Annotated in this window: 22 protein-coding genes; 9 read left to right on the plus strand and 13 right to left on the minus strand. The window is 67.1% G+C overall.

From position 1 onward, the window contains the following. Positions 1-35: 35 nt before the first annotated feature. Entirely contained in the window at positions 36-488 is a 453-nt protein-coding gene (locus A5758_RS12415; protein ID WP_067204427.1) for a hypothetical protein, read from the minus strand. A 5-nt stretch (positions 489-493) separates the two neighbouring features. Beyond that, complete coding sequence (locus A5758_RS12420) at positions 494-1,651, minus strand: Rieske 2Fe-2S domain-containing protein (protein WP_067740223.1); 1,158 nt, start codon at positions 1,649-1,651, stop codon at positions 494-496. Positions 1,652-1,777: 126 nt separating this feature from the next. Between A5758_RS12420 and A5758_RS12425 the strand changes: the two genes are divergently transcribed. Further along, entirely contained in the window at positions 1,778-2,302 is a 525-nt protein-coding gene (locus tag A5758_RS12425) for a gamma carbonic anhydrase family protein (RefSeq protein WP_067204430.1), read from the plus strand. Here the strand turns inward: A5758_RS12425 and A5758_RS12430 are convergent. The 5 genes from A5758_RS12430 to A5758_RS12450 all read right to left on the minus strand — a co-directional run bounded on the left by A5758_RS12430 (position 2,299) and on the right by A5758_RS12450 (position 6,895). Continuing rightward, positions 2,299-3,117 carry an alpha/beta hydrolase gene (locus A5758_RS12430; protein ID WP_067740230.1) on the minus strand — a complete coding sequence of 273 codons (819 nt, stop codon included), beginning with the start codon at positions 3,115-3,117 and terminating at the stop codon, positions 2,299-2,301. The two genes, A5758_RS12425 and A5758_RS12430, sit on opposite strands and share 4 nt — an antisense overlap. A gap of 93 nt (positions 3,118-3,210) precedes the next feature. Then, entirely contained in the window at positions 3,211-3,624 is a 414-nt protein-coding gene (locus A5758_RS12435; protein WP_067740232.1) for a nuclear transport factor 2 family protein, read from the minus strand. Continuing rightward, positions 3,621-4,820, minus strand: coding sequence for a thiolase domain-containing protein (locus A5758_RS12440; RefSeq protein WP_067204439.1), 1,200 nt, complete (start codon positions 4,818-4,820; stop codon positions 3,621-3,623). Before A5758_RS12440 ends, A5758_RS12435 begins: the two co-directional genes overlap by 4 nt. Beyond that, on the minus strand, positions 4,820-5,884 hold the full coding sequence (locus A5758_RS12445; RefSeq protein ID WP_067740234.1) for a thiolase domain-containing protein: 1,065 nt from the start codon (positions 5,882-5,884) through the stop codon (positions 4,820-4,822). The genes A5758_RS12440 and A5758_RS12445 overlap by 1 nt, the downstream gene beginning before the upstream one ends. A gap of 15 nt (positions 5,885-5,899) precedes the next feature. Continuing rightward, positions 5,900-6,895 (minus strand): Zn-ribbon domain-containing OB-fold protein, encoded by a 996-nt coding sequence (locus A5758_RS12450; protein ID WP_067740236.1) that lies wholly within the window; start codon positions 6,893-6,895, stop codon positions 5,900-5,902. Positions 6,896-6,959: 64 nt separating this feature from the next. Here A5758_RS12450 and A5758_RS12455 point away from each other — a divergent pair, with 64 nt between their 5' ends. The 3 genes from A5758_RS12455 to A5758_RS12465 are packed head-to-tail and all read left to right on the plus strand — an operon-like array spanning position 6,960 to position 9,941. Continuing rightward, the gene (locus A5758_RS12455; protein ID WP_067740238.1) at positions 6,960-7,991 is read left to right on the plus strand and encodes an LLM class F420-dependent oxidoreductase; all 1,032 of its coding nucleotides are present in this window, start codon (positions 6,960-6,962) and stop codon (positions 7,989-7,991) included. Between the two features lie 43 nt (positions 7,992-8,034). Continuing rightward, entirely contained in the window at positions 8,035-8,751 is a 717-nt protein-coding gene (locus A5758_RS12460; protein WP_067740240.1) for an acetoacetate decarboxylase family protein, read from the plus strand. Beyond that, positions 8,748-9,941, plus strand: a complete 1,194-nt coding sequence (locus A5758_RS12465) for a cytochrome P450 (protein WP_156622605.1) — start codon at positions 8,748-8,750, stop codon at positions 9,939-9,941. The genes A5758_RS12460 and A5758_RS12465 overlap by 4 nt, the downstream gene beginning before the upstream one ends. Positions 9,942-10,272: 331 nt before the next feature. On the opposite strand, the gene A5758_RS12470 is transcribed toward A5758_RS12465, so the two are convergent. Next, positions 10,273-11,094, minus strand: a complete 822-nt coding sequence (locus A5758_RS12470) for a crotonase/enoyl-CoA hydratase family protein (RefSeq protein ID WP_156622606.1) — start codon at positions 11,092-11,094, stop codon at positions 10,273-10,275. Between the two features lie 64 nt (positions 11,095-11,158). On the opposite strand from A5758_RS12470, the gene A5758_RS12475 reads away from it, so the two are divergent. Genes A5758_RS12475 through A5758_RS12490 form a run of 4 tightly spaced genes read left to right on the plus strand, consistent with a single transcriptional unit; the run spans position 11,159 to position 15,958 of the window. Then, entirely contained in the window at positions 11,159-12,799 is a 1,641-nt protein-coding gene (locus tag A5758_RS12475) for an acyl-CoA synthetase (RefSeq protein WP_067204462.1), read from the plus strand. Next, a complete protein-coding gene (locus tag A5758_RS12480; protein ID WP_067740248.1) occupies positions 12,796-13,563 on the plus strand; it encodes a fructosamine kinase family protein in 768 nt (255 codons plus the stop codon). The genes A5758_RS12475 and A5758_RS12480 overlap by 4 nt, the downstream gene beginning before the upstream one ends. 23 nt (positions 13,564-13,586) lie before the next feature. Then, on the plus strand, positions 13,587-14,411 hold the full coding sequence (locus A5758_RS12485) for an amidohydrolase family protein (RefSeq protein ID WP_067740254.1): 825 nt from the start codon (positions 13,587-13,589) through the stop codon (positions 14,409-14,411). Further along, on the plus strand, positions 14,408-15,958 hold the full coding sequence (locus tag A5758_RS12490; RefSeq protein WP_067740262.1) for an acetolactate synthase large subunit: 1,551 nt from the start codon (positions 14,408-14,410) through the stop codon (positions 15,956-15,958). The genes A5758_RS12485 and A5758_RS12490 overlap by 4 nt, the downstream gene beginning before the upstream one ends. Here the strand turns inward: A5758_RS12490 and A5758_RS12495 are convergent. From A5758_RS12495 to A5758_RS12510, 5 genes are all read right to left on the minus strand, one after another. Continuing rightward, positions 15,944-16,666 carry a serine hydrolase gene (locus tag A5758_RS12495; protein ID WP_067740264.1) on the minus strand — a complete coding sequence of 241 codons (723 nt, stop codon included), beginning with the start codon at positions 16,664-16,666 and terminating at the stop codon, positions 15,944-15,946. The genes A5758_RS12490 and A5758_RS12495 overlap by 15 nt on opposite strands. An 87-nt stretch (positions 16,667-16,753) precedes the next feature. Beyond that, positions 16,754-16,981 carry a hypothetical protein gene (locus tag A5758_RS25205; protein ID WP_197503922.1) on the minus strand — a complete coding sequence of 76 codons (228 nt, stop codon included), beginning with the start codon at positions 16,979-16,981 and terminating at the stop codon, positions 16,754-16,756. Further along, positions 16,965-18,512, minus strand: a complete 1,548-nt coding sequence (gene fadD17 / locus A5758_RS12500; protein WP_067740272.1) for a long-chain-fatty-acid--CoA ligase FadD17 — start codon at positions 18,510-18,512, stop codon at positions 16,965-16,967. Before fadD17 ends, A5758_RS25205 begins: the two co-directional genes overlap by 17 nt. A gap of 4 nt (positions 18,513-18,516) precedes the next feature. After that, positions 18,517-19,614: an acyl-CoA dehydrogenase family protein gene (locus tag A5758_RS12505; RefSeq protein WP_067740274.1), complete on the minus strand. Its 1,098-nt coding sequence runs from the start codon at positions 19,612-19,614 to the stop codon at positions 18,517-18,519. Between the two features lie 27 nt (positions 19,615-19,641). Further along, a complete protein-coding gene (locus A5758_RS12510) occupies positions 19,642-20,820 on the minus strand; it encodes an acyl-CoA dehydrogenase (protein WP_066955190.1) in 1,179 nt (392 codons plus the stop codon). A 201-nt stretch (positions 20,821-21,021) separates the two neighbouring features. On the opposite strand from A5758_RS12510, the gene A5758_RS12515 reads away from it, so the two are divergent. Further along, complete coding sequence (locus tag A5758_RS12515; RefSeq protein ID WP_067201665.1) at positions 21,022-21,213, plus strand: ferredoxin; 192 nt, start codon at positions 21,022-21,024, stop codon at positions 21,211-21,213. Positions 21,214-21,239 lie beyond the last annotated feature (26 nt).

Raw genomic sequence — 21,239 nt, forward strand, 5'->3', positions numbered from 1 at the left:
CGAGGCGATAACCAAACTGCCCCAAGGGCAGTGATTCAGTCAGCGTCCGGATCGTCGGGCTCGGCCAGATAGCCCTCCGCGACGGCGTGTTCGATGCTGTCGCTCAGTTTGGGGCACGACCGGGTGCGTGCGGTATCGCCGCCGGAGTTACGCACCTCGGTGAAGTGCGCGCAGCGCTGCAATGCTTCGGTGTTCCATTGCACGGCGGTGTGGCCCGGGCCCAGCCTTCGGACGGTGACCGTGACGTGGCAGAACCGGCAATCCACCGGAAGCAGCCCCGAACTGAGGTAGCGTTCTCGGTCGGCGCGGCTGGCCTCGGCGACGGCGGCGGCGCGTTGCGGATCGTTGGCGAAATCCCTTGACTTCGACCAAGATCCGCCATTGCTTTCGGAACTGACCGGTCGCTCGTCGTGATCGTGGTGATCACCGTGCAGCAACAACATCGACCGAGCGAGCCGATCGACGTCAGGAACCTGATCGCCGGGCATGTCGGTCAGTGTTGCTCCGCGGGTACGTCTTCGGTCTCTTTGGTCTTCAGGTTCTCTTCGACCTCGGCGTTCCAGTACTCGTTGGCGCGCGTGGTGTCCACCTCGATCTCGAAGCGTTCCACCATCTCCGGCTGGATGTCGGCAACGTCGACATAGAACTGCTGATACCAGCGACGCAGCTGATAGACGGCGCCGTCCTCCTCAACCAGCAGCGGGTTGTCGATGCGGGTCTTGTGCTTCCAGATTTCGACGTCCTGAAGGAAGCCCTTGCTGACGCCTTCGGTGAACACCCGCGACAGCTTCTCGGTCATCTTTTCGTCCATGCCCTTGGGCTTTTCGACGATGACGCCCCACTGCAGCACGAACGAGTTCTGGGTAACCGGGTAGTGGCAGTTGATCAGGATCGACTCGGCCTTGTATCCGCCGTAGCTGTTGTGCAGCCAGTTGATCATGAAGGACGGCCCGAAGTACGACGCCTCCGAGTCGAGGTGCGCCTCACCGTACGAGGTGCCCAGGTCGTTGACGTCCGGCCGCCCCACGTTGTGCAGATACTGCGACGCGATGTGGCCCTCGAAAACGTTCTTGAAGTACGTCGGCAAACCGAAGTGGATGTAGAAGAAGTGCGCCATGTCGGTGACGTTGTCGATGATGTCGCGGCAGTTCGACCCCTCGATGAGGATCCGGTTCCACCGCCATTCGGTCCACTCGTCACTCGCCGCTTCCGGGATGTCGGGAATCCGCACCGCGGGGTCCGGCGGGTTCTGCTCGTGGTCGTGCCAGACGAACAGCAGGCCGCCGCGTACATCGGTCGTCCACGAGCGGGTGCGCGCCGTCTTGGGTGTGCGCTTGGCGTACGGCACCAGCTTGCAGCGCCCATCACCACCCCAGCGCCAGTCGTGGAACGGGCAGGCCACCTCGTCGCCCTTGATGGTGCCCTCCGAGAGGTCGCCACCCATGTGCCGGCAATAACCGTCCAGCACCTTCAGGTCCCCACTTGAGTCGGCGAAGACGACGAGCTTGGTACCGAACGCCTCGATGGAGTGCGGCTTACCGTCCTGGAAATCCTTCGCGACGCCCAGGCAGTGCCAGCCCCGGGCGTACCTCGTCGGCAACGCGCCGGGATCGATTTCCCGGATGCCGACCGCTTTGGTGTCGGTACTCACCAGTCACCTCCAACTCACGACCCCTCTAACTAGAACACGTTACAGTTTTGCGCCCGGGGCGCGCAACGACGGCGAGTCTGGCTGGGCTTTCCCGCGGCGTGCGCGCACTCGGGGTATATCTAGACGATGCCGCTGTTTGCTTTCGAGGGGCGGGCGCCGCGGGTGGATCCCACCGCGTTCGTGGCCCCGACCGCCACTCTGATCGGCGACGTTGTCGTCGAGGCCGGTGCCTCGGTGTGGTTCAACACCGTCCTGCGCGCCGATTATGGGCCCATCGTGGTGCGGGAGGGCGCGAACGTGCAGGACGGGTCCGTGCTGCACGCGCCGCCGGGCATCCCGGTCGACATCGGCCCGGGCGCCACGGTGGCGCACATGTGCTGCATTCACGGGGTGCACGTCGGGTCCGAGGCCTTGATCGCCAACCACGCCACCGTTCTCGACGGCGCGGTGATCGGCGCACGGAGCCTGATCGCAGCCCACTCGCTGGTGACGGCCGGCACCCAGATTCCGGCCGGCATGCTGGCGGTAGGCGCACCGGCGCAGATCAAGGGCCCGGTCGCCGGGACGGGCGCCGAGATGTGGGTCAAGGTGAATCCGCAGGCCTATCGCGAGCTGGCTCAGCGGCACCTGGCCGGGCTCGAGCCGCTCTAGACCTTCCGGGCCGACGTGTCCGCGCAACGCGTCAGACACTGGCGAAAAAGGCGATGCGTCGCGATCCAATCGTCGATGAGGCCCATAGTGGCGGGTAACGCCGCTCCGGAAAACACCATGTGGTCAGACCCCGGGATCTCCACGTAACTCGCGTTGGCAAACCGGCCCGCCGTCCGGCGCGCCAGACGGGGCGGCATGATGCGGTCGTGGGCGCCACTGATGACGAGCACCGGTCCCGTGACGGCGCCGAAGTCCACTCTTGCGGCCTTGTTGCGGTCCAGCCACGGCATAGCCAGTTCGAAAAACAGCATACGCCCGGATTCGCAGACCAGGTCGTCGAACACCTCGCGAGCCGCCTCCTCGGTCTGTGCGCTAGCGATCCCTCGCCGAAACCGTTGCCACGCCGGGGGATAGACGGCCCTGGCCCATGGCCGCGGCTTACGGGCGTGCGGCAGCGCGATGCCGATCGTCGTTGCATTCAGACCCGAGGGCCCCACTGACGACGGGCAGGCGGCGACGACGCCGGCATGTGCCGTCCGGGCCGCGACCAGCTGGACCACCAGGCCCCCCAACGAGTGCCCGACCAGCAGCGGCGGGGAATCCAACGATGCGACCAGCGCAACGAGATCGTGTGTGTAGTCGCGGATGCTCAACGACGCGATCTTGGCCGCACCGTCGCGCAGGGGCAGTTCGTGATGGCGCAATGTCGGCGTGTGCACCGTGAAGCCACGTTCCGCAAAAGCGGCCCGGGCGGGTGCCCACTGCTCCCCGCGGCTCCATGAACCGTGCACGAGAACGACGTGCTTGTCGGACATGAAGATAGCGTGCCAGCAGATGGGGAGGACGGTCGGCAGAATCGAAGCAGCGAGGGGAACTCGGCACCAACGTGTGCTGCTCGACCCCGCGACCTAGCTGGTTACCTTCTTCAACGTGGCTGTCGCCCGGTCCATCTCCCAGTACGCGCGCAGGGCGGTCATCTTGCCCTCGTCGTCGGCCTTGTACGTGAACACACCCTCGGCGGTCACCTGGTAGTCACCATGGGTGATGAGGATGTGCCCGACATTGGCTTCCTCGTTGCCGCATTGGTAGGTGTCGCGGAAGACGAACTCGATTTTGGTGGTGGGGGCGATGGCCTTGTCCCAGAAGGCCGAGATCGCGTCGCGGCCCCGGTGGCCCTTGCCCTCAGGGTCGAACGCCGACGGCCCGATCGGATCCTCCACGATGGCGTCGTCGGCGAACACCGCCAGCCACGCCTCTTTGTCCCTGGCTATGACCGCCTCGCGCGAGCGCCTACCGGCCTCGTGCGCCGGGTGTTCGCTCACGCGTCGACTTTCTCAGGCGTGGGCTTGTCCGCACCGACCACCCACATGGAGTAGTACTGCGAGCCACCGCCGTAGGCGTGGCCCAAGGCCTTGCGCGCGCCCTGAACCTGGTGATCCCCACCTTTGCCCATCACCTGAATCGCCGCCTCGGCGAACCGAATCAGGCCGGAGGCGCCGATCGGGTTCGACGACAGCACACCGCCGGACGGGTTGACCGGCAGCCGTCCGCCGATCGCCGTCTCGCCGGCTTCGGTGAGTTTCCAGCCCTCGCCCTCGGGTGCAAACCCGAGGTTTTCCAACCACATCGGCTCGAACCACGAGAACGGCACGTAGATTTCTGCGGCGTCGATCTCGTCGATCGGGCTGGTGATGCCCGCCGCCTTCCACAGCGCGGCGGCCGCGTCACGCCCGGCCTGCGGGCTGACCTGGTCGCGGCCCGAGAACTGCAGCGGCTCGGTGCGCAGCGCGGTGGCATGAATCCATGCCACCGGTTGTCCTTGCGCCAGACGGGCTTCGGCAGCCTCCTCGTTGCCGATCACGACCGCGGCGGCGCCGTCCGATGACGGACACGTCTCGTCGTAACGGATGGGATCCCACAGCATCGGCGACTCCATCACCTTCTCCAAAGTGATGTCAGGCTGGTGCAGGTGGGCCAGCGGGTTGCGGGCCCCGTTGAGCCGGTCCTTCACCGCGACCATGGCGCCGATGTTCAACGGTGCGCCCGACCGGCGGATGTACGACCGCACGTGTGGGGCGAAATAACCGCCCGCACCGGCGCCGACCGGCTTGATGAAGGGGATCGGAATCGACAACGCCCACATCGCGTTTGACTCCGACTGCTTTTCCCAGGCCATCGCCAGCACACGCCGGTATTTGCCCGATTGGACGAGGCTGGTGGCCACCACCCCGGTGGATCCGCCGACCGAACCCGCGGTGTGCACCCGGATCAGCGGCTTGCCGGTGGCTCCCATGGCGTCGGCCATAAACAGCTCGGGCATCATGACGCCCTCGAAGAAGTCGGGCGCCTTGCCGACGACCACGGCGTCGATGTCGTCGAAGGTGGAGCCGGAGTCGGCCAGCGCGCGGTCGATCGCTTCGCGCACCAGCCCGTTCATCGAGACATCTTGTCGCTTCGCGACGTACTTCGTTTGTCCGGTACCGAGTACCGCGGCGAGGTTCGGGCCTGCACCGGCCATCAGTTCATTCCTTCCATGACCGCGACCAGGTTCTGTTGCAACGCGGGCCCGCTGGTGGCATGCGCGAGCACCCGCTCGGCCGACCCGTTCCAGATGTGTTGCGCCGCAAAGCCGATGCGCTCGAGCCCGGCGACGAACATGGGGTTCGCGGTCAGCGCGCCGCCGGACGGATTGACTTTGGTTGGCCCCGGAATCCGAATCGCATCCGCGACGATCAGGTGCTGGTGGGTGAAGGGCGCGCAGATCTCGGCAACGTCGAGGTTGTCGATCGTGCCCCCCGTCGCCGCTTGAGCCGCCGCCCTGGTCGACACGGATTGGGTGAGGTCGCGCGCGCCGAGCGAAGGCGTCTCGATGCGGTGCTCGATTCCCGTTATCCAGGCTGGGTTTTCGCGCAGTTCGCGCGCCCGGTCACCGGCCGCGAGCACGATGGCGGCGGCGCCGTCGGTGATGGGCGCGATGTCGTGGCGCCGCAGTGGCTCGGCGAAGAATGGCCTTTCGAGCAATTCCGTGACGCTCATCGCCGGCTCCACAGAGTCCGCCCGGCGGGCATTCTCGAAGGTGTCGAACGCGACGCGCGCCATCTGCTCTTCGGTCCACTTGCCGGTGTCGAGCCCGACGCGGGCCTGCAGCCCCGCCATCGACACGGAGTCCGGCCACAGCGGCGCGACGGTGTACGGGTCGGTCTGCCGCGACAGGATCCGTCGCAGAATCCCAGCCGAGGACTTGCCGAACCCGTACACCAGCGCGGTGTCCACCTCGCCGGTCAGCAGCTTGATGTACGCCTCGTAGAGGGCCCAGGCCGCGTCCATCTCGACATGCGACTCGTTGATCGGCGGGACAGCGCCGATCGAGTCAATTGCCGAGATGAACGAGAAAGCCCGTCCTGCAAGGTAATCGGACGAACCCGAGCACCAGAAGCCGATGTCGGCCTTGGTGATTCCGAGGTCCTCGTAGAGCTGGGCGAAGCACGGCATCAACATCTCGACACCGTTGGTGGTGCCGTCGGTGCGGCGGACATGCGGCGCGTGGGCAAAGCCGACCACCGCAACGTTGCGAGCGCTCATTTACAGGTAGGCCCTTTACAGGTGGTGCTTGTAGGTGTCGTACTCGGCGTCGGGTTCCCCTGTCGGCCGGAAGTACTCGATGTTGTCGATGCCAAAGCCCCACTCCTCGCGGGGTTTCCACACGGCTTCCACGCGCATCCCCATCCGCACCTCGTGCGCGTCGATATCGGCGACCAGGTGCAGAAAGGGAATGTCGGCCCCGTCGAGCAACACATAGGCCGCCACGTACGGCGGTTTGATGCGCTGTCCCTGGAACGGGATGTTGATGATCGCGAACGTCGTGACCGTGCCGTTGTCCGGCAGCTCGACGAACTCGGTGGTGGGCTGGCCGGTGGCCGGGTCCGCGCCGTGCGGCGGGAAGTAGACCTTGCCGGTTTTGCCGGTCCGCGCGCCCAGCAGCTTGCCCTGGGCGATAGCGCGCAAGTAGGCGCTCTCCTCATGGGAGGCGGTGTGCTGAATCGTCAGCGAGATCGGCGTGACGATCATGGTCACCGGATCCTGTTCGCCCGCGGCGTGTTCGGACACGGGTTCGGCTTCCTCGCCGAGTGCGAAGTAGGCGATGTCGGTAATCGCGCCCACCGGCTCGTCGGCCCAGTGCACGTGCACCCGGGAGCCGCTCTTGATGGCGGAAGGACTGCCGGCGTCCACGGCGTGCATCAGCGGGGTGTCCGCGCCGTCGAGCTTGATCAGCGCCCAGGCGAACGGACGGTTCAGCGGCTGGCCTTCCAACGGTTCGGGTTGCCACGTCCAGGACACGACGGTGCCGACGCTGGAGACCGGTACCATCTCGCCCAGCGGCTCGTAGGTAACCGGGTCATATTCCGCCGGTGGAACGTGCACCCGGCCATCGGATCCGCGCACCCCCAAGACATGGCGCTCACGCAGTGCGGTGAAGAACTTGCTTAGCGTGGGGCCGACCGAACGGGTGTAGTCGAAAGACAACGTCAGTGGCGCGGAGAGCGGTGGCTCAGGGTGATCCGTCAAGGTCGGGCTGCTCGAGCTGGCTGTCACGCCATCGAGTAGAACAGGTTCTAAGAACGGTTTCAACATCGGGTCGCCGGAAGGGTCAATGACTATGAAGCTGGGGTTGCAGCTCGGGTATTGGGGCGCTCAGCCGCCGCAGAATCACGCGGAGCTCGTAGCCGCGGCGGAGGAAGCCGGTTTCGACGCCGTATTCACCGCCGAGGCGTGGGGGTCCGACGCCTACACGCCGCTGGCCTGGTTGGGATCGTCGACCCACCGGCTCCGGCTGGGCACCTCGGTGATCCAGCTGTCCGCGCGCACCCCGACGGCAACCGCGATGGCCGCGCTGACGCTCGACCACCTGTCCGGCGGCCGGCACATCCTGGGCCTCGGTGTCTCCGGCCCACAGGTGGTCGAGGGCTGGTACGGCCGGCCGTTCCCCAAGCCACTGGCCCGCACCCGCGAGTACGTCGACATCATGAGGCAGGTCTGGGCGCGAGAGAAGGCGGTGACCAGCGACGGGCCGCATTATCCGTTGCCGCTGACGGGGGAGGGGACGACCGGCCTGGGCAAGGCGCTCAAGCCCATCACCCACCCGTTGCGCCCCGACATCCCGATCATGCTGGGGGCCGAGGGGCCGAAGAACGTCGCGCTGGCCGCCGAGATTTGCGACGGCTGGCTGCCGATCTTCTACACGCCGCGGATGGCGGATACCTACAACGAATGGCTCGACGAGGGCTTCGCGCGGCCCGGGGCGCGGCGCAGCCGCGAGGACTTCGAGATCTGCGCGACCGCCAACATCGTCATCACCGACGACCGCGCCGCCGCCTTCGCGGCCATGAAGCCCTATCTGGCCCTCTACATGGGCGGCATGGGCGCCGAGGACACCAACTTCCACGCCGACGTGTACCGCCGGATGGGCTACGCCGAGGTGGTCGACGACGTGACCAAGCTCTTCCGCAGCAATCAGAAGGACAAGGCCGCGACGATCATCCCGGACGAGGTCGTCGACGACGCCGCGATCGTCGGCGATATCAACTACGTCCGTGAGCAGGTCAAGGTCTGGGAAGCCGCCGGCGTCACCATGATGGTGGTCAACGGACGCAACGAGGCGCAGATCAGGGAGCTCGCCACGCTGATCTGACCCGCTATTGCCGAACGAATAGAACACGTTCTAGATTGGCCCGATGACAGCCTCGCAGCACACCATCGCGGGCACGGTACTCACGATGCCGGTGCGAATCCGCCAGGCAAATCAACATATGGCGATGTTCTCCGTCGACGCCGACGCCGCGCAGCAGATGATCGACTACAGCGGCCTGCAGGTCTGCCGCTACCTTCCCGGCCGCGCGATCGCGGTGCTGATGTTGATGCACTACATCGACGGCGACCTGGGCCAGTATCACGAGTTCGGCACCAGCGTGATGGTCAACCCGCCCGGCTCGAACGCTAGCGGACCGCGTGCCCTGCAGTCGGCCGGTGCCTTCATTCACCACCTTCCCGTCGACCAGGCGTTCACCTTGGAAGCGGGAACCAAGATCTGGGGCTACCCGAAGGTGATGGGCGACTTCACCGTTCGGGAAGGGTACCGGTTCGGTTTTGACCTCAGCATCGACGGCCAGCCGGTGATCGGCATGGAATTCCGCCGCGGCCTGCCGTTCCGGCTGACCCCGCGCCAGCAAGCGCAACGCACCTACTCGCACCGCGACGGAATCACCCGCGAGACCGCCTTCGAGCACACCCTGGACGGCGTGCGAACGCGATTCGGCGGGGTGAGCATCCGGCTCGGCGAGCATCCGTACTCGAAAGAGCTTGCTTCGCTTGGTCTTCCGAAGCGTGCCATGGTGTCCAGCTCTGTTGACCGCGTACAAATGTCCTTCGGTGATGCCCAGGAGATCTCATGACGATGACGAAACCCGACGTCGACCTCACCGACGGGACTTTCTACGCCGGTGACTCTCGGCCCATCTACAAGTGGATGCGCGAGCACGAGCCGGTCTTCCGGGACCGCAATGGATTGGCCGCCGCCTCGACCTACCAGGCGGTGATCGAGGCGGAGCGCAACCCCGAGTTGTTCTCCAACGCCGGCGGCATCCGACCCGATCAACCTGGGGTCGAAATGATGATAGAGATGGACGATCCGCAACATCTGTTGCGCCGCAAGCTCGTCAACTCCGGTTTCACCCGCAAACGCGTGAAAGACCTGGAATCCAAGATCGTTTCGCTCTGTGACACGCTGATCGACGCGGTGTGCGAGCGCGGCGAGTGTGACTTCGTCTGGGACCTGGCCGCGCCCCTGCCGATGGCCGTCATCGGCGACATGCTCGGCGTGCGGCCGGAAGAACGCACGATGTTCCTGAAGTGGTCCGACGAGCTGGTCGGCGCGTTGAGCAGCACCGCCGCTGAAGCGGACGTCCAGGTCACCATGGAAGCTTTCGCGGCCTACAGCCAGTACATGATGGGGATGATCGAGGCCCGCAAGAAGGAGCCGACCGATGACCTGGTCAGCGTCCTCGTGCACGCGGAGGTCGAGGGCTCGCGGCTCGAGGACCACCAGATCGTCACCGAGGTCCTGCTGCTGTTGATCGGCGGCGACGAGACCACGCGCCACACGCTGTCCGGCGGGACGAGGCAGCTGCTGTTGCACCCCGATCAGCACCGGCGCCTGGCGGCCGACCTGAGCTTGCTACCCAACGCGATCGAGGAGATGCTCCGCTGGACCGCGCCGGTGAAGAACATGGCGCGCACGATCACAGCCGACACCGAATTCCACGGCACCCAGCTGCGCCAGGGCGAGAAGATGATCCTGCTGTTCGAGTCGGCGAACTTCGACGAGAAGGTCTTCGACGACCCGGAGACGTTCAACATGGAGCGCTACCCGAACAACCACCTTGCCTTCGGCTTCGGGACGCATTTTTGTCTCGGTAACCAGCTCGCGCGGCTGGAGCTGTCGATCATGCAGACCCGGCTGCTGCAGCGGCTACCGGACATGCGGCTGGCTTCGGACGCCGACCTGCCCTTGCGTCCCGCCAATTTCGTGTCCGGCCTGGAGAAAATGCCGGTGGCGTTCACGCCGACCGCGCCGCTGGGCTGAGCGCCGCCCCTGTTCGCCGAGCGTGATCTGAGGGCGAGGAAATCGGCCGAAACCAGCCATGAGTTCACGCTCGGCGGGTCCAGGCGGCGGCCACGCGTGCGAGGATTCCACCCCGCGTGTCGCCGGCCGTGACCCGGATGGCCATCCATCCGAGGTCGGCCAGCGCTTCGTAGCGGGCGTCAGTGCGCCCGATGCCAGCGCCTCGCTGCCGATGAACGGTTCCCGCATGCCGGCAGTGTGGCGCGGGGGACTGACAACGCCGAACGTGACGTCAGGGCGAAAAATCGGCCGAAAAGTGGCCCTCAGTTCACGTTCGGCGTCAAGAGGAGGGTTACTTGTTCTGGAAGTTGGGCTTGCGCTTCTCGGCGAACGCCCGGGGGCCTTCCTTGGCATCGTCGGACAGGAACACCTTGATGCCGATCTGAGTGTCGATCTTGAAGGCCTCGTTCTCGTGCATGCCCTCGGTCTCGCGGATCGCCCGCAGGATCGCCTGCACGGCCAGCGGGCCGTTGTTCTCGATGATCTCGGCGATCTCGAGGGCCTTGGTCAGCGCCTGCCCGTCGGGCACCACATGCCCGATCAGGCCCATCTCCTTGGCTTCGGCGGCGGTGATGTGCCGCCCGGTCAGCAGCAGGTCGCACGCCACCGTGTAGGGAATCTGGCGCACCAGCCGCACGGCCGATCCGCCCATCGGGTAGAGGCTCCACTTGGCCTCCGAGATGCCGAACTTGGCGCTCTCGCCCGCGATGCGGATGTCGGTGCCCTGCAGGATCTCGGTGCCGCCGGCGATCGCGGGTCCCTCGACGGCCGCGATCAGTGGCTTGGTCAGCCGGCGGCCCTTGAGGAGAGCATCGATTCGCGACGGGTCGTAGCTGCCGTCCTTGAAAGACTCACCCGGCGGCTTCTTGGTTGCCGCCTTGAGGTCCATGCCAGCGCAGAAGTAGCCACCGGCCCCGGTCAGGATGCAGCAGCGAATGTCCGGATCGTTGTCGACGCGGTCCCAGGCCTGCACCATGATTTCCATCATTTCGGTGCTCAGGGCGTTGCGGGCGTGTGGCCGGTTCAACGTGACGATCAGGGTGTGGCCACGCTGTTCCACCAGCGCATCTGCTCCAGAGGGGCCGGACTGCTCGTTTGCTGGGGCCGGTGCCACGGCTACCGCCTTTCCGTCGACGAGGGGCATGAGCTTGTCAAGAAATGTAACACGTTCTAATTTGGTGGCCGTGGCCCTGAATATTGCCGATCTCGCAGAGCACGCCATCGACGCTGTGCCGGACCGTGTCGCCCTGATCTGCGGCGACGAGAAGCTGACCTACGCCCAACTTGAGGAGAAGGCCAACCGCCTGGCCCACTACCTGATCGACCAGGGGGTGAAAAAGGACGACAAGGTCGGGCTGTACTGCCGTAACCGCATCGAGATCGTCATCGCGATGCTCGGCATCGTGAAGGCCGGCGCCATCCTGGTGAACGTCAACTACCGCTACGTCGAGGGCGAGCTTCGCTACCTGTTCGACAACTCCGACATGGTCGCCCTGGTCCACGAGCGCCAGTACTCCGACCGGGTGGCCAACGTGCTGCCGGACACCCCGAACGTCAAGACGATCCTCGTCATCGAGGACGGCTCCGACAACGACTACCAGCGCTACGGCGGTGTCGAGTTCTACTCGGCGATCGCTCAAGGCTCCCCCGAGCGCGACTTCGGCGAGCGCAGCGCCGACGACATCTACCTGCTCTACACCGGCGGCACGACCGGCTTCCCGAAGGGCGTGATGTGGCGCCACGAGGACATCTACCGGGTGCTGTTCGGCGGAACCGATTTCGCGACAGGCAAATTCGTCGAGGACGAGCACGACCTGGCCAAGGCCGCGGCCGCCAATCCGCCGATGGTGCGCTACCCGATTCCGCCGATGATCCACGGCGCCACCCAGTCGGCCACCTGGATGTCGATCTTCTCGGGCCAAACCACCGTGCTCGCACCGGAATTCAACGCCGAGGAGGTGTGGCGCACGATCCACGAGCACAAGGTGAACCTGCTGTTCTTCACCGGCGACGCGATGGCGCGCCCGCTGCTCGACGCGCTCGACACCGACCACGACTACGACCTTTCGTCGCTGTTCCTGCTCGCCAGCACCGCGGCGCTGTTCTCGCCGAGCATCAAGGAAAGGCTGCTCGAGCTGCTGCCCAACCGGGTCATCACCGACTCGATCGGCTCCTCGGAGACCGGATTCGGCGGTACGAGCATCGTCGCGAAGGACGCGCCGCACGCCGGCGGCCCGCGCGTGACGATCGACCACCGCACCGTCGTCCTCGACGAGGAGGGCAACGAGGTCAAGCCCGGCTCGGGTGTGCGCGGCTTCATCGCCAAGAAGGGCAACATCCCGGTCGGCTACTACAAGGACGAGAAGAAGACCGCCGAAACGTTCAAGACCATCAACGGGGTCCGCTACGCGATCCCCGGAGACTGGGCCCTCGTCGAGGAGGACGGCTCCGTGACGATGCTGGGCCGCGGCTCGGTGTCGATCAACAGCGGCGGCGAGAAGATCTACCCCGAGGAGGTCGAGGCGGCGCTCAAGGGCCACCCCGACGTGTTCGACGCGCTGGTGGTCGGTGTTCCCGATCCCCGCTACGGCCAACACGTGGCCGCCGTCGTGCAGCCCCGCCCGGGTGCCCGGCCGTCGCTGGTGGAGCTGGACCGCTTCGTGCGCTCCGAGATCGCCGGATACAAAGTGCCCCGCAGCCTTTGGCTGGTCGACGAGGTGAAGCGGTCACCGGCCGGTAAGCCCGACTACCGCTGGGCCAAGGAGCAGACGGAGGCGCGCCCGGCCGACGACGTGCACGCCGCCCACGCGACCGCTTGAGCGACTTCGTCAAGCAACACCCGGCCGCGCCCAGTAATTACTTTGCGTGGGAGGCCGCCGGATTGCGGTGGCTGGCCGGCATCGACGGGGGTGTGCCCTGCGCGCGCGTTGTCTCCGTCGACGCGACGAGCCTGACCCTGCGGCGGCTCGAGTCGGTGACACCGACTCCCGAGGCGGCGCTCGCGTTCGGCGGCCGGCTCGCGGTGACGCACGACGCCGGTGCCCCCGACTTCGGCGCCGGGCCCGACGGGTGGGACGGACCCGGGTTCTTCGGGCCGCTGTCCCAGCCGCTGCCGATGTCGCTGCGGCGGCACCGCCGCTGGGGCGACTTCTACGCCGAGGAGCGGCTGCTCCCGATGGTGGAGCTGGCCGCGGCGCGGCTCGATGCGTCCACCCGAAGCGCCATCGATTCCGTCGTAGCGCGTTGTCGCTCGGGTGATTTCGACGACGACGACCTGCCCGCCCGGCTGCACGGCGATCTGTGGGGCGGCAACGTGATGTGGACGCCCGACGGGGTGGTGCTGATCGACCCGGCCGCGCACGCCGGTCACCGCGAGAGCGACCTGGCGATGCTCGCGCTGTTCGGTTGCCCGCACTACGATGCCATCGTCGCGGGCTACGAGCGGGTGCGGCCGCTGCGCGCCGGCTGGCGCAACCGCATCGGGCTGCACCAGCTCTTTCCCCTGCTGGCGCACGTCGTGCTGTTCGGCGGCGGGCACGCCCAACGGACGCACGCCTGCGCCCGCGCCGCGCTGACCCTCTGACGCCGCGTCTACTCTTGATCGCGATGACGGTCGATGTGTGGATGCAGCACCCCACTGCGCGGTTCCTGCGCAGCGACATGCTGGCATCCTTGCGGCGCTGGACCGGTGACTCCATACCGGACGCCGACGTCCCGATCGAGGCGAGCATCGCGACCATGGACGCGGCCGACGTCCGCTTCGGCCTGCTCAGCGCGTGGCGCGGCCCCGGCGGCCAGGATTTGATTTCCAACGACGAGGTCGCCGAGTGGATTCGCCTGCATCCGAACCGGTTTGGCGGACTGGCCACCGTCGACCTCGATCGCCCGATGGAAGCGGTCCGTGAGCTGAGGCGCCGCGTTCGAGAGGGATTCCTGGGCCTGCGGGTGGTGCCGTGGCTGTGGAACGCGCCACCCACCGACCGCCGCTACTATCCGCTGTTCGCCGAATGCGTGGAGCTGGGGGTGCCGTTCTGCACCCAGGTGGGCCATACCGGTCCGCTGCGGCCATCGGAGACCGGCCGCCCGATCCCCTACATCGACCAGGTCGCGCTCGACTTTCCCGAGCTGGTGATCGTGTGTGGCCACGTCGGGTATCCGTGGACCGAGGAGATGGTCGCCGTCGCCCGCAAGCATCCGAACGTCTACATCGACACGTCGGCCTACACGATCAAGCGACTTCCGGATGAGCTGGTCCGGTTCATGAAAACCGGTACCGGACAACGCAAGGTCTTGTTCGGCACCAACTATCCGATGATGACCCACGCGCACGCCTTGGCGGGACTGGCGGACCTCGGTCTGGCCGACGAGGGCCGCCGAGACTTCTTGCACGGCAACGCCGAGCGCGTTTTCAAACTGGAGGCGATCACGTGAACGGTGCCCAGGCCCTGATCAACACCCTGGTCGACGGTGGCGTCGACGTGTGTTTCGCCAACCCGGGCACCTCGGAGATGCATTTCGTGGCCGCGCTGGACACCGTCCCGCGCATGCGCGGTGTGCTGGCGCTGTTCGAGGGCGTCGCGACCGGCGCGGCCGACGGCTACGCCCGCATCGCAGGCCGGCCGGCCGCGGTGCTGCTGCACCTGGGTCCCGGCCTGGGCAACGGCCTGGCGAACCTGCACAACGCCCGGCGCGCTCAGGTGCCGATGGTGGTGGTCGTCGGCGACCACGCGACGTATCACAAAAAGTACGACGCCCCACTGGAATCCGACATCGACGCGCTCGCGGGCACGGTCTCGGGGTGGGTGCGTCGCACCGAACACACCGCGGACGTCGCGTCCGACGCCGCCGAGGCGATCGCCGCCAGCCGCGCAGGCTCGCAGATTTCGACGCTGATCCTGCCCGCCGACGTGTCCTGGTCGGACGGGGCGCAAGCCGGCGCCACCGTGCCCGCGGAACCCGCGGGGGCCGAGCCGCGGTTGGCGTTCGAAGTGATCGAGGTGCTGCGCTCCGGGGAACCCACGGTGCTCATGATCGGCGGTGACGCCACTCGCGGTCCGGGTCTTGCCGCCGCCGTTCGGATCGCTCAGGCGACCGGCGCCCGCGTGCTGTGCGAGACGTTCCCGACTCGGCTGGAGCGCGGTGCGGGCGTCCCCGCCGTCGAACGGCTGGCCTATTTCGCCGAGGCCGCGACCGCGCAACTCGACGGTGCCAAGCATCTGGTGCTGGCCGGCGCCAAGTCGCCGGTGTCGTTCTTCGCCTACCCGAACATGCCCAGCGACCTCGTCCCGGCCGGCTGCGAGGTGCATCTGCTCGCCGGGCACAGCGGCGCCGCCGAAGCGCTCGCCGCGGTGGCCGACGAGGTCGCGCCCGGAACGGCTGCCCCGGTGGCGGCCGCGGCGCGGCCGCAGTTACCGATGGGTGCCCTGACGTCCGCGTCAGCGGCCGACGTGATCGGCGCGCTGCTGCCGGAACGGGCGATCGTCGTCGACGAGTCGAACACCTCGGGTGTGCTGCTCGCCCAGACCACGGCGGGGGCGCCGGCCCATGACTGGCTGACGCTGACCGGCGGGGCGATCGGGTACGGCATCCCGGCCGCCGTGGGTGCCGCGGTGGCGGCGCCCGATCGTCCGGTGCTCTGCCTGGAATCGGACGGGTCGGCGATGTACACGATCTCCGGATTGTGGACTCAGGCACGGGAAAACCTGAACGTGACCACCGTGATCTACGACAACAGCGCCTACGACATCCTGCGGATCGAGTTGGCTCGGGTGGGCGCCGGATCGGCTCCAGGGCCCAAGGCGCTGGACCTGCTGGACTTGTCGCGCCCCACAATGGATTTCGTCAAGATCAGCGAGGGGATGGGAGTGCCTGCCCGCCGCGTCACCACCGCGGAGGAACTCGCCGACGCGCTGCGTCAAGCATTGAGCGAACCCGGGCCACACCTGATCGACGCCGTGGTGCCGTCAATAACGGGCTAACCCGGGAAGCCGGCTGAGGACCCACTCGGACATTGTGTTCAGGACCTCGACGCCAGTCTCCAACACCCCGTCGTGAACCTTGGCCGCCAGCGCCACGCCCCACTGCCCCGATGGTGTGGGCACGATGCCGAACTGCCGCACCAGGTAGTCGCCGTGCATGCCGGGCCCCCAACCGCCCTTGGCCGCAAGACCTTTGGCCGCCAGCCCCCAGCGATGGCCGCTGGTGAGTCCCTGCATCAGGTCGATGACGTCGGCCGAATCGGGGATCGAAGGCAGCTCGGCCGCGAACCGCGCTTGCCGCTGCAGGGTCCACTGCGTCTGGCCGAATGCCGTATACCCACGCCGAAGCCGACGAGATTCGACCACGGTGGCCGTGTCACCGCCCTCGGCGATCACAGCCTGCACTCGCCGTGCCGCTTCCTCCGGATCGCCCAAGCGGGACCACAATTGCTCCGATGCGCGATTGTCGGATTCCGTGATCGCCTTAACGGCCAGGTCCTTGGCGTGCAACCAATCGCACCGCAGCGCGGCGATCGCCAACGGCACCTTGATGGTCGACCATGCGACACCGGACCACCACCGACCCAACGAGTAGGTGCGATCCGGTCGGGCGATCGCAATGCCGACGTCCGCCGGTACCGTGGCGCAAAGCTGTTCAAAGCTCGCTTCGAGCGCTGTCTCCAGAGGCCGGCTGATCGGACCAACCATCGCGGCTCCTTCGACGACATGTCTGTGCAGTGTCGCATTATCGTCGACCGTCTTAACGCCCAGTGCGACAACGGTGACGGCGCGTCGCTAACTCGCCGGCAGCGGCGGCAGCGGCGGTGACTCCTCCTGCGGCGGAGGCTGCCATGGATCGGGCTCCGGTGCCTGCGGCGCCCACACCAGCGGCGGCGGGGGAGGCAGCGGAGGTGGCGGTGGCACAGGATCCGCCACGGCGAGACCGGCGCCCAACCCGAGAGCGACCGCGCCGAGGGACGCAAGAAGAGCCGATCCGGCCATCACCTTACGGAGTTTCATCACCTGCGGACGTTCCCCTCCCCCTTTTCGGCTGGATTCGCGCCACCAGATCGTCGCAGTCGACACCCTGGGCCGCCAACTGGCGCTTGAGCACCTTGAAGGTCACCGTGCGCGGAAGTTCGGCACTGACCCGGACGTAGGACGGCCACTGCTTGGGCCCCAGGTCGGGCTGCTCGGCCAGGAAGGCGCGAAACTTCTCGGCATCGAACTCGGCCCCGGATGCCAGCACCAAAGCGGCCATCACCTGGTCACCGACCACCGGATCCGGCACCGCGTAGACGGCCACCTCCGTCACGTCCGGGTGGCGAAGCAGCACCCGTTCGATCGGGGCGGCGCCGAGGTTTTCACCGTCGACGCGCATCCAATCGCCCAGCCGTCCCGCAAAGTACGCGTAGCCGGCGTCGTCGCGGTAGGCGAGGTCGCCGGTGTGGTAGACCCCGCCCGCCATCCGCTCGGCCTCGGCGGCCTCGTCGTTGTAGTAACCCTCGAACCGGCCCGCTCCGGCGGTGTTCACCAGCTCGCCGACCACGCCCGCCGGGCAGGGCGCACCGGTGTCGGGGTCGACGATGTCGACGCCCTCGGGCAGCGGGCCCAAGGCACCATCCGGGGTGTCCGGGGTGCGCGCGATCGCCACCCCGCCTTCGGTGGAACCGAACCCGTCCTGGACCACGCAGCCGAATCGACGCGCGAAGCGTTCGACATCGCGGGGCACGCCCTCGTTGCCGTACACCGCCCGCAGCGGATTGTCCGCGTCGTCGGGCTGCTCGGGCGTTGCCAGCACGTACGACAGGGGCTTGCCGACGTAGTTGGCGTAGGTGGCGCCGAAGCGGCGGACATCGACCAGGAAGTTGGACGCGGAGAACTTACGCCGCAACGCCAGTGAGCCCTGGCAGGCCACCGCCACCGCCCAGCCGACCAGCACCGCGTTGGAATGGAACAGCGGCATCGACACGTAGCAGACGTCGTCGTGGCCGAGGTCGAATCGCTGTGTCATCGTCACGCCAGCGATCGCGACCTTGCCGTGGCTGCACTTGACCGCCTTCGGCTCGCCGCTGGTACCCGAGGTGAAGATCAGCATGAAAAGGTCCGCGGCCGTCGCCGATTGGAAGTGCGGCTCGGCATCGCGATGTGTGGCCACTTCGTCGGCCCACTCGGCGGAGTCGACGTTGACGTAGTCGATGCCGGCAAGCGACTCGGCCGAATTCGAGTCGGCCAGCACCACCTGACAGTCGGCATGGGCGATGTCGCGCGCCAGCGCGTCGCCGCGGCGCACCGGGTTGAGGCCCACCGGCACGATCCCGGACATGCCGGCCGCCGTCAGCATCGCCGAGAAGAACGGGGTGTTCTCCAGCAGCACGCCGACGTGCGGCGGCCGCGAAGGGTCGAGGCGGTCACGCAGGGCCGCCGCGATCGCGGCGCCGTGGCGCAGGTGATCGCGCCAGCTGACGTACGAGTCTTCGAAATAGACGCCGCGGTCCTCGATCTCGGCCAGCGGTACCAGCAGCCTGGTGACCGTGGGGTCGGGAGGAAGCACGAAACTAGGCAGGGGTTTCCGCCAGCTCGCGGCCGATCCGGCGCAGCTGGCCGGTAGCCCCGCCCAACGCGAACTCGGCCTCCTTGGCGGCCAAGAAGTAGCGGTGTACCGGGTGGTCGGTATCGACGCCGACGCCGCCGTGCACGTGCACGATGGTGTGCGCCACGCGGTGCCCGGCGTCGGCGGCCCAGAACGCGGCGCTGGCCACGTCGATGTCGGCGGGAACGTCCTCGGAGACCTTCCACGCCGCCTGAGTGAGCGTGAGCCGCAAGCCTTTGACGTCGATGTAGCCGTCGGCCAGCCGTTGTGACACCGCCTGGAAACTACCGATCGGACGATCGAATTGCTCCCGCTCACGGGCGTATTCGGCGGTGAGCTGCAGTCCGCGTTCCAGCACTCCGAGTTGGAAGGCGCTGCGGCCCAGGGCCGCAAGTGTGTCGAGCCAGACGACGACCTCCGCGCCGCCGACCATCCTGGCACCGTCCACCTCGGTCCCGTCCAGCGCCAGGTGCCCGACGCTGCCCAGGCCGGTGGTCTCCAACGCGGTCACCGAAACGCCGGGATCGCCGACGGCAACCACGAAAACGGCCGTGCCGGAGTCGGTCTCGGCCGGGACGAGGAAGGCGTCGGCCGCCGGCCCGAAGCCGACCTGGGTGCGGGTACCGGTGAGGCGATAGCCGTCGCCGGCGCGGGTGGCCTGCACCGGACCCTCACCCATCTCGCCCAGCAGCGCGACGGCGAGAATCTTCTCGCCGCTGACCGCCGGGGCGCCCCAATCCTGTTGCAGCTCCTCGGTTCCGAAGCGGGCCAATGCACCGGCGCCGAGCATCACCGACTCCAGGTAAGGCACGGCCGCCAACTGGTGACCCAACGCCACCAGGATGGCGACCTGCTCGAGCACCCCGAATCCATCGCCGCCCACCGAGGTGGCCGAAGCGCTGGTGAGGATTCCGGCGTCGACGAGCTTGCCCCACAGCTCACGGTCGAACCGTTGGTCTAGCTTGTCGAGCTCACGCTGGTGCTCCGGTGTGCATACCGAGTTCACGATCGTGTCGACCAAGCCGCCGAGATCGTTCGCCGCTTCGGTTGTCGAAAAATCCATCGATGTTCGTCCTTAGGAAGAGGGGGCTCAGCGGTTTCGGGGCAGGCCCAGCGCGACCATGCCGATGATGTCGCGCTGCACCTCGTTGGTGCCGCCGCCGAAGGTCAGGATCAAGCACGCGCGGTGCATCCGCTCGACCCGGCCGCGCAGCAGCGCACCCGGCGAATCCTGGCGCACCGTCGCCGCGGTCCCCAGCACCTCCATCAGCAGCCGGTAGGCCTCGGTGGCCAGTTCGGTGCCGTACACCTTGGCCGCCGATGCGTCGGCCGGCGACAACGACTCGCTGTTCGACGACGCCAGTTCCCAGTTGATCAGCTTGAGCACCTCGGCCTTGGCATGCACCCGGGCCAGGTTGATCTGCACCCACTCCGAGTCGATCAGCCGGGCCCCGCCGGCGTCCTTGGTGTTCTGCGCCCACTCGCGAACCTCGCGGAGGGCCAGGAAGATCGGTTGCGGCGACACCAGAGCGACGCGTTCGTGGTTGAGCTGGTTGGTCACCAGCTTCCAGCCGCCGTTCTCCTCGCCGACCAGGTTGGTCACCGGGACTCGCACGTCGGAGTAATAGGTGGCGCTGGTGTCCACACCGGCCATGGTGTGCACGGGCGTCCAGGAGAACCCCTCCGCGGTCGTCGGCACGACCAGCATCGAAATGCCGCGGTGCTTCTTGGCTTCCGGGTTGGTGCGGACAGCCAGCCAGACCCAGTCGGCGTAGGCGATCAGGCTGGTCCACATCTTCTGGCCGTTGATGACGTAGTCATCGCCGTCGCGGACGGCGGTGGTACGCAGGTTCGCCAGGTCCGTGCCGGCGCCCGGCTCGGAGTAGCCGATGGAGAAGTGCAACTCCCCGGCCGCGATCTTGGGTAGGAAGAACTTCTTCTGTTCCTCGGTTCCGAACGCCATGATGGTCGGCGCCACACTGTTGATCGTCAGGAAAGGCACCGGCACCCCGGCGATCGCGGCCTCATCGGTGAAGATCAGCGAGTCCATCGGGGAGCGGTCCTGGCCGCCATACTCCTTGGGCCAGTTCAGGGTCAGCCACCCGTCCTTGCCCATCTGCGCGACGGTGTCGCGGTACGCGGTGCCGGTTCCCACCTCGCCCTGCGTCGAGTGCAGCGCCTCCCGACGCTCGGGGGTCATAAGCGTGGTGAAGTACGACCGCAGCTCGCGACGCAGCTCCTCCTGTTCGGGGGTGTAACTGATGCGCATTCCAGCCGTCCTTTGTTAACGTGACACGCCTCGACTAGCCGACGTTACTCGGCCGACGACTACCCGTTCGTCTTCCCGGTTGTAACACGTTCTAGTCTGAGATTCCAGCGGCCGTTTCCCCAGCGGTATCGGGGCCCTATGGTGGTCCTACATACTGATGGGGCGCGTCCTCGGGTGAAGGCCAGGTGCAAGGAGGTTGCTGTGCGGGTGATCGTCGACCGTGACCGGTGTGAAGGTAACGCTGTGTGCTTGGGAATCGCGCCGGATATCTTCGACCTGGACGACGACGACTACGCCGTCGTGAAGCTCGACCCGATTCCCGCCGACCAGGAGCAGTTGGCCGAGCAGGCGATCGCCGAGTGTCCGCGAGCCGCGCTGTTGCGCGAAGACTGAAGTGCGCCCCCAGAAACTAGAGGTAT

It is taken from the genome of Mycobacterium sp. 852014-50255_SCH5639931, from assembly GCF_001665605.1.
Classification (GTDB): Bacteria; Actinomycetota; Actinomycetes; order Mycobacteriales; family Mycobacteriaceae; genus Mycobacterium; species Mycobacterium paraffinicum.

Coding starts and splice junctions, on each gene's coding strand:
- A5758_RS12465 (WP_156622605.1), top strand. CDS start 8,748: ATGACGATGACGAAACCCGACGTCGACCTCACCGACGGGACTTTCTAC.
- A5758_RS12485 (WP_067740254.1), top strand. CDS start 13,587: ATGACGGTCGATGTGTGGATGCAGCACCCCACTGCGCGGTTCCTGCGC.
- A5758_RS12425 (WP_067204430.1), top strand. CDS start 1,778: ATGCCGCTGTTTGCTTTCGAGGGGCGGGCGCCGCGGGTGGATCCCACC.
- A5758_RS12495 (WP_067740264.1), bottom strand. CDS start 16,666: ATGGTTGGTCCGATCAGCCGGCCTCTGGAGACAGCGCTCGAAGCGAGC.
- A5758_RS12440 (WP_067204439.1), bottom strand. CDS start 4,820: ATGGCCGGTGCAGGCCCGAACCTCGCCGCGGTACTCGGTACCGGACAA.
- A5758_RS12445 (WP_067740234.1), bottom strand. CDS start 5,884: ATGAGCGCTCGCAACGTTGCGGTGGTCGGCTTTGCCCACGCGCCGCAT.
- A5758_RS12415 (WP_067204427.1), bottom strand. CDS start 488: ATGCCCGGCGATCAGGTTCCTGACGTCGATCGGCTCGCTCGGTCGATG.
- A5758_RS12455 (WP_067740238.1), top strand. CDS start 6,960: ATGAAGCTGGGGTTGCAGCTCGGGTATTGGGGCGCTCAGCCGCCGCAG.
- A5758_RS12430 (WP_067740230.1), bottom strand. CDS start 3,117: ATGTCCGACAAGCACGTCGTTCTCGTGCACGGTTCATGGAGCCGCGGG.
- A5758_RS12505 (WP_067740274.1), bottom strand. CDS start 19,614: ATGGATTTTTCGACAACCGAAGCGGCGAACGATCTCGGCGGCTTGGTC.
- A5758_RS12510 (WP_066955190.1), bottom strand. CDS start 20,820: ATGCGCATCAGTTACACCCCCGAACAGGAGGAGCTGCGTCGCGAGCTG.
- A5758_RS12460 (WP_067740240.1), top strand. CDS start 8,035: ATGACAGCCTCGCAGCACACCATCGCGGGCACGGTACTCACGATGCCG.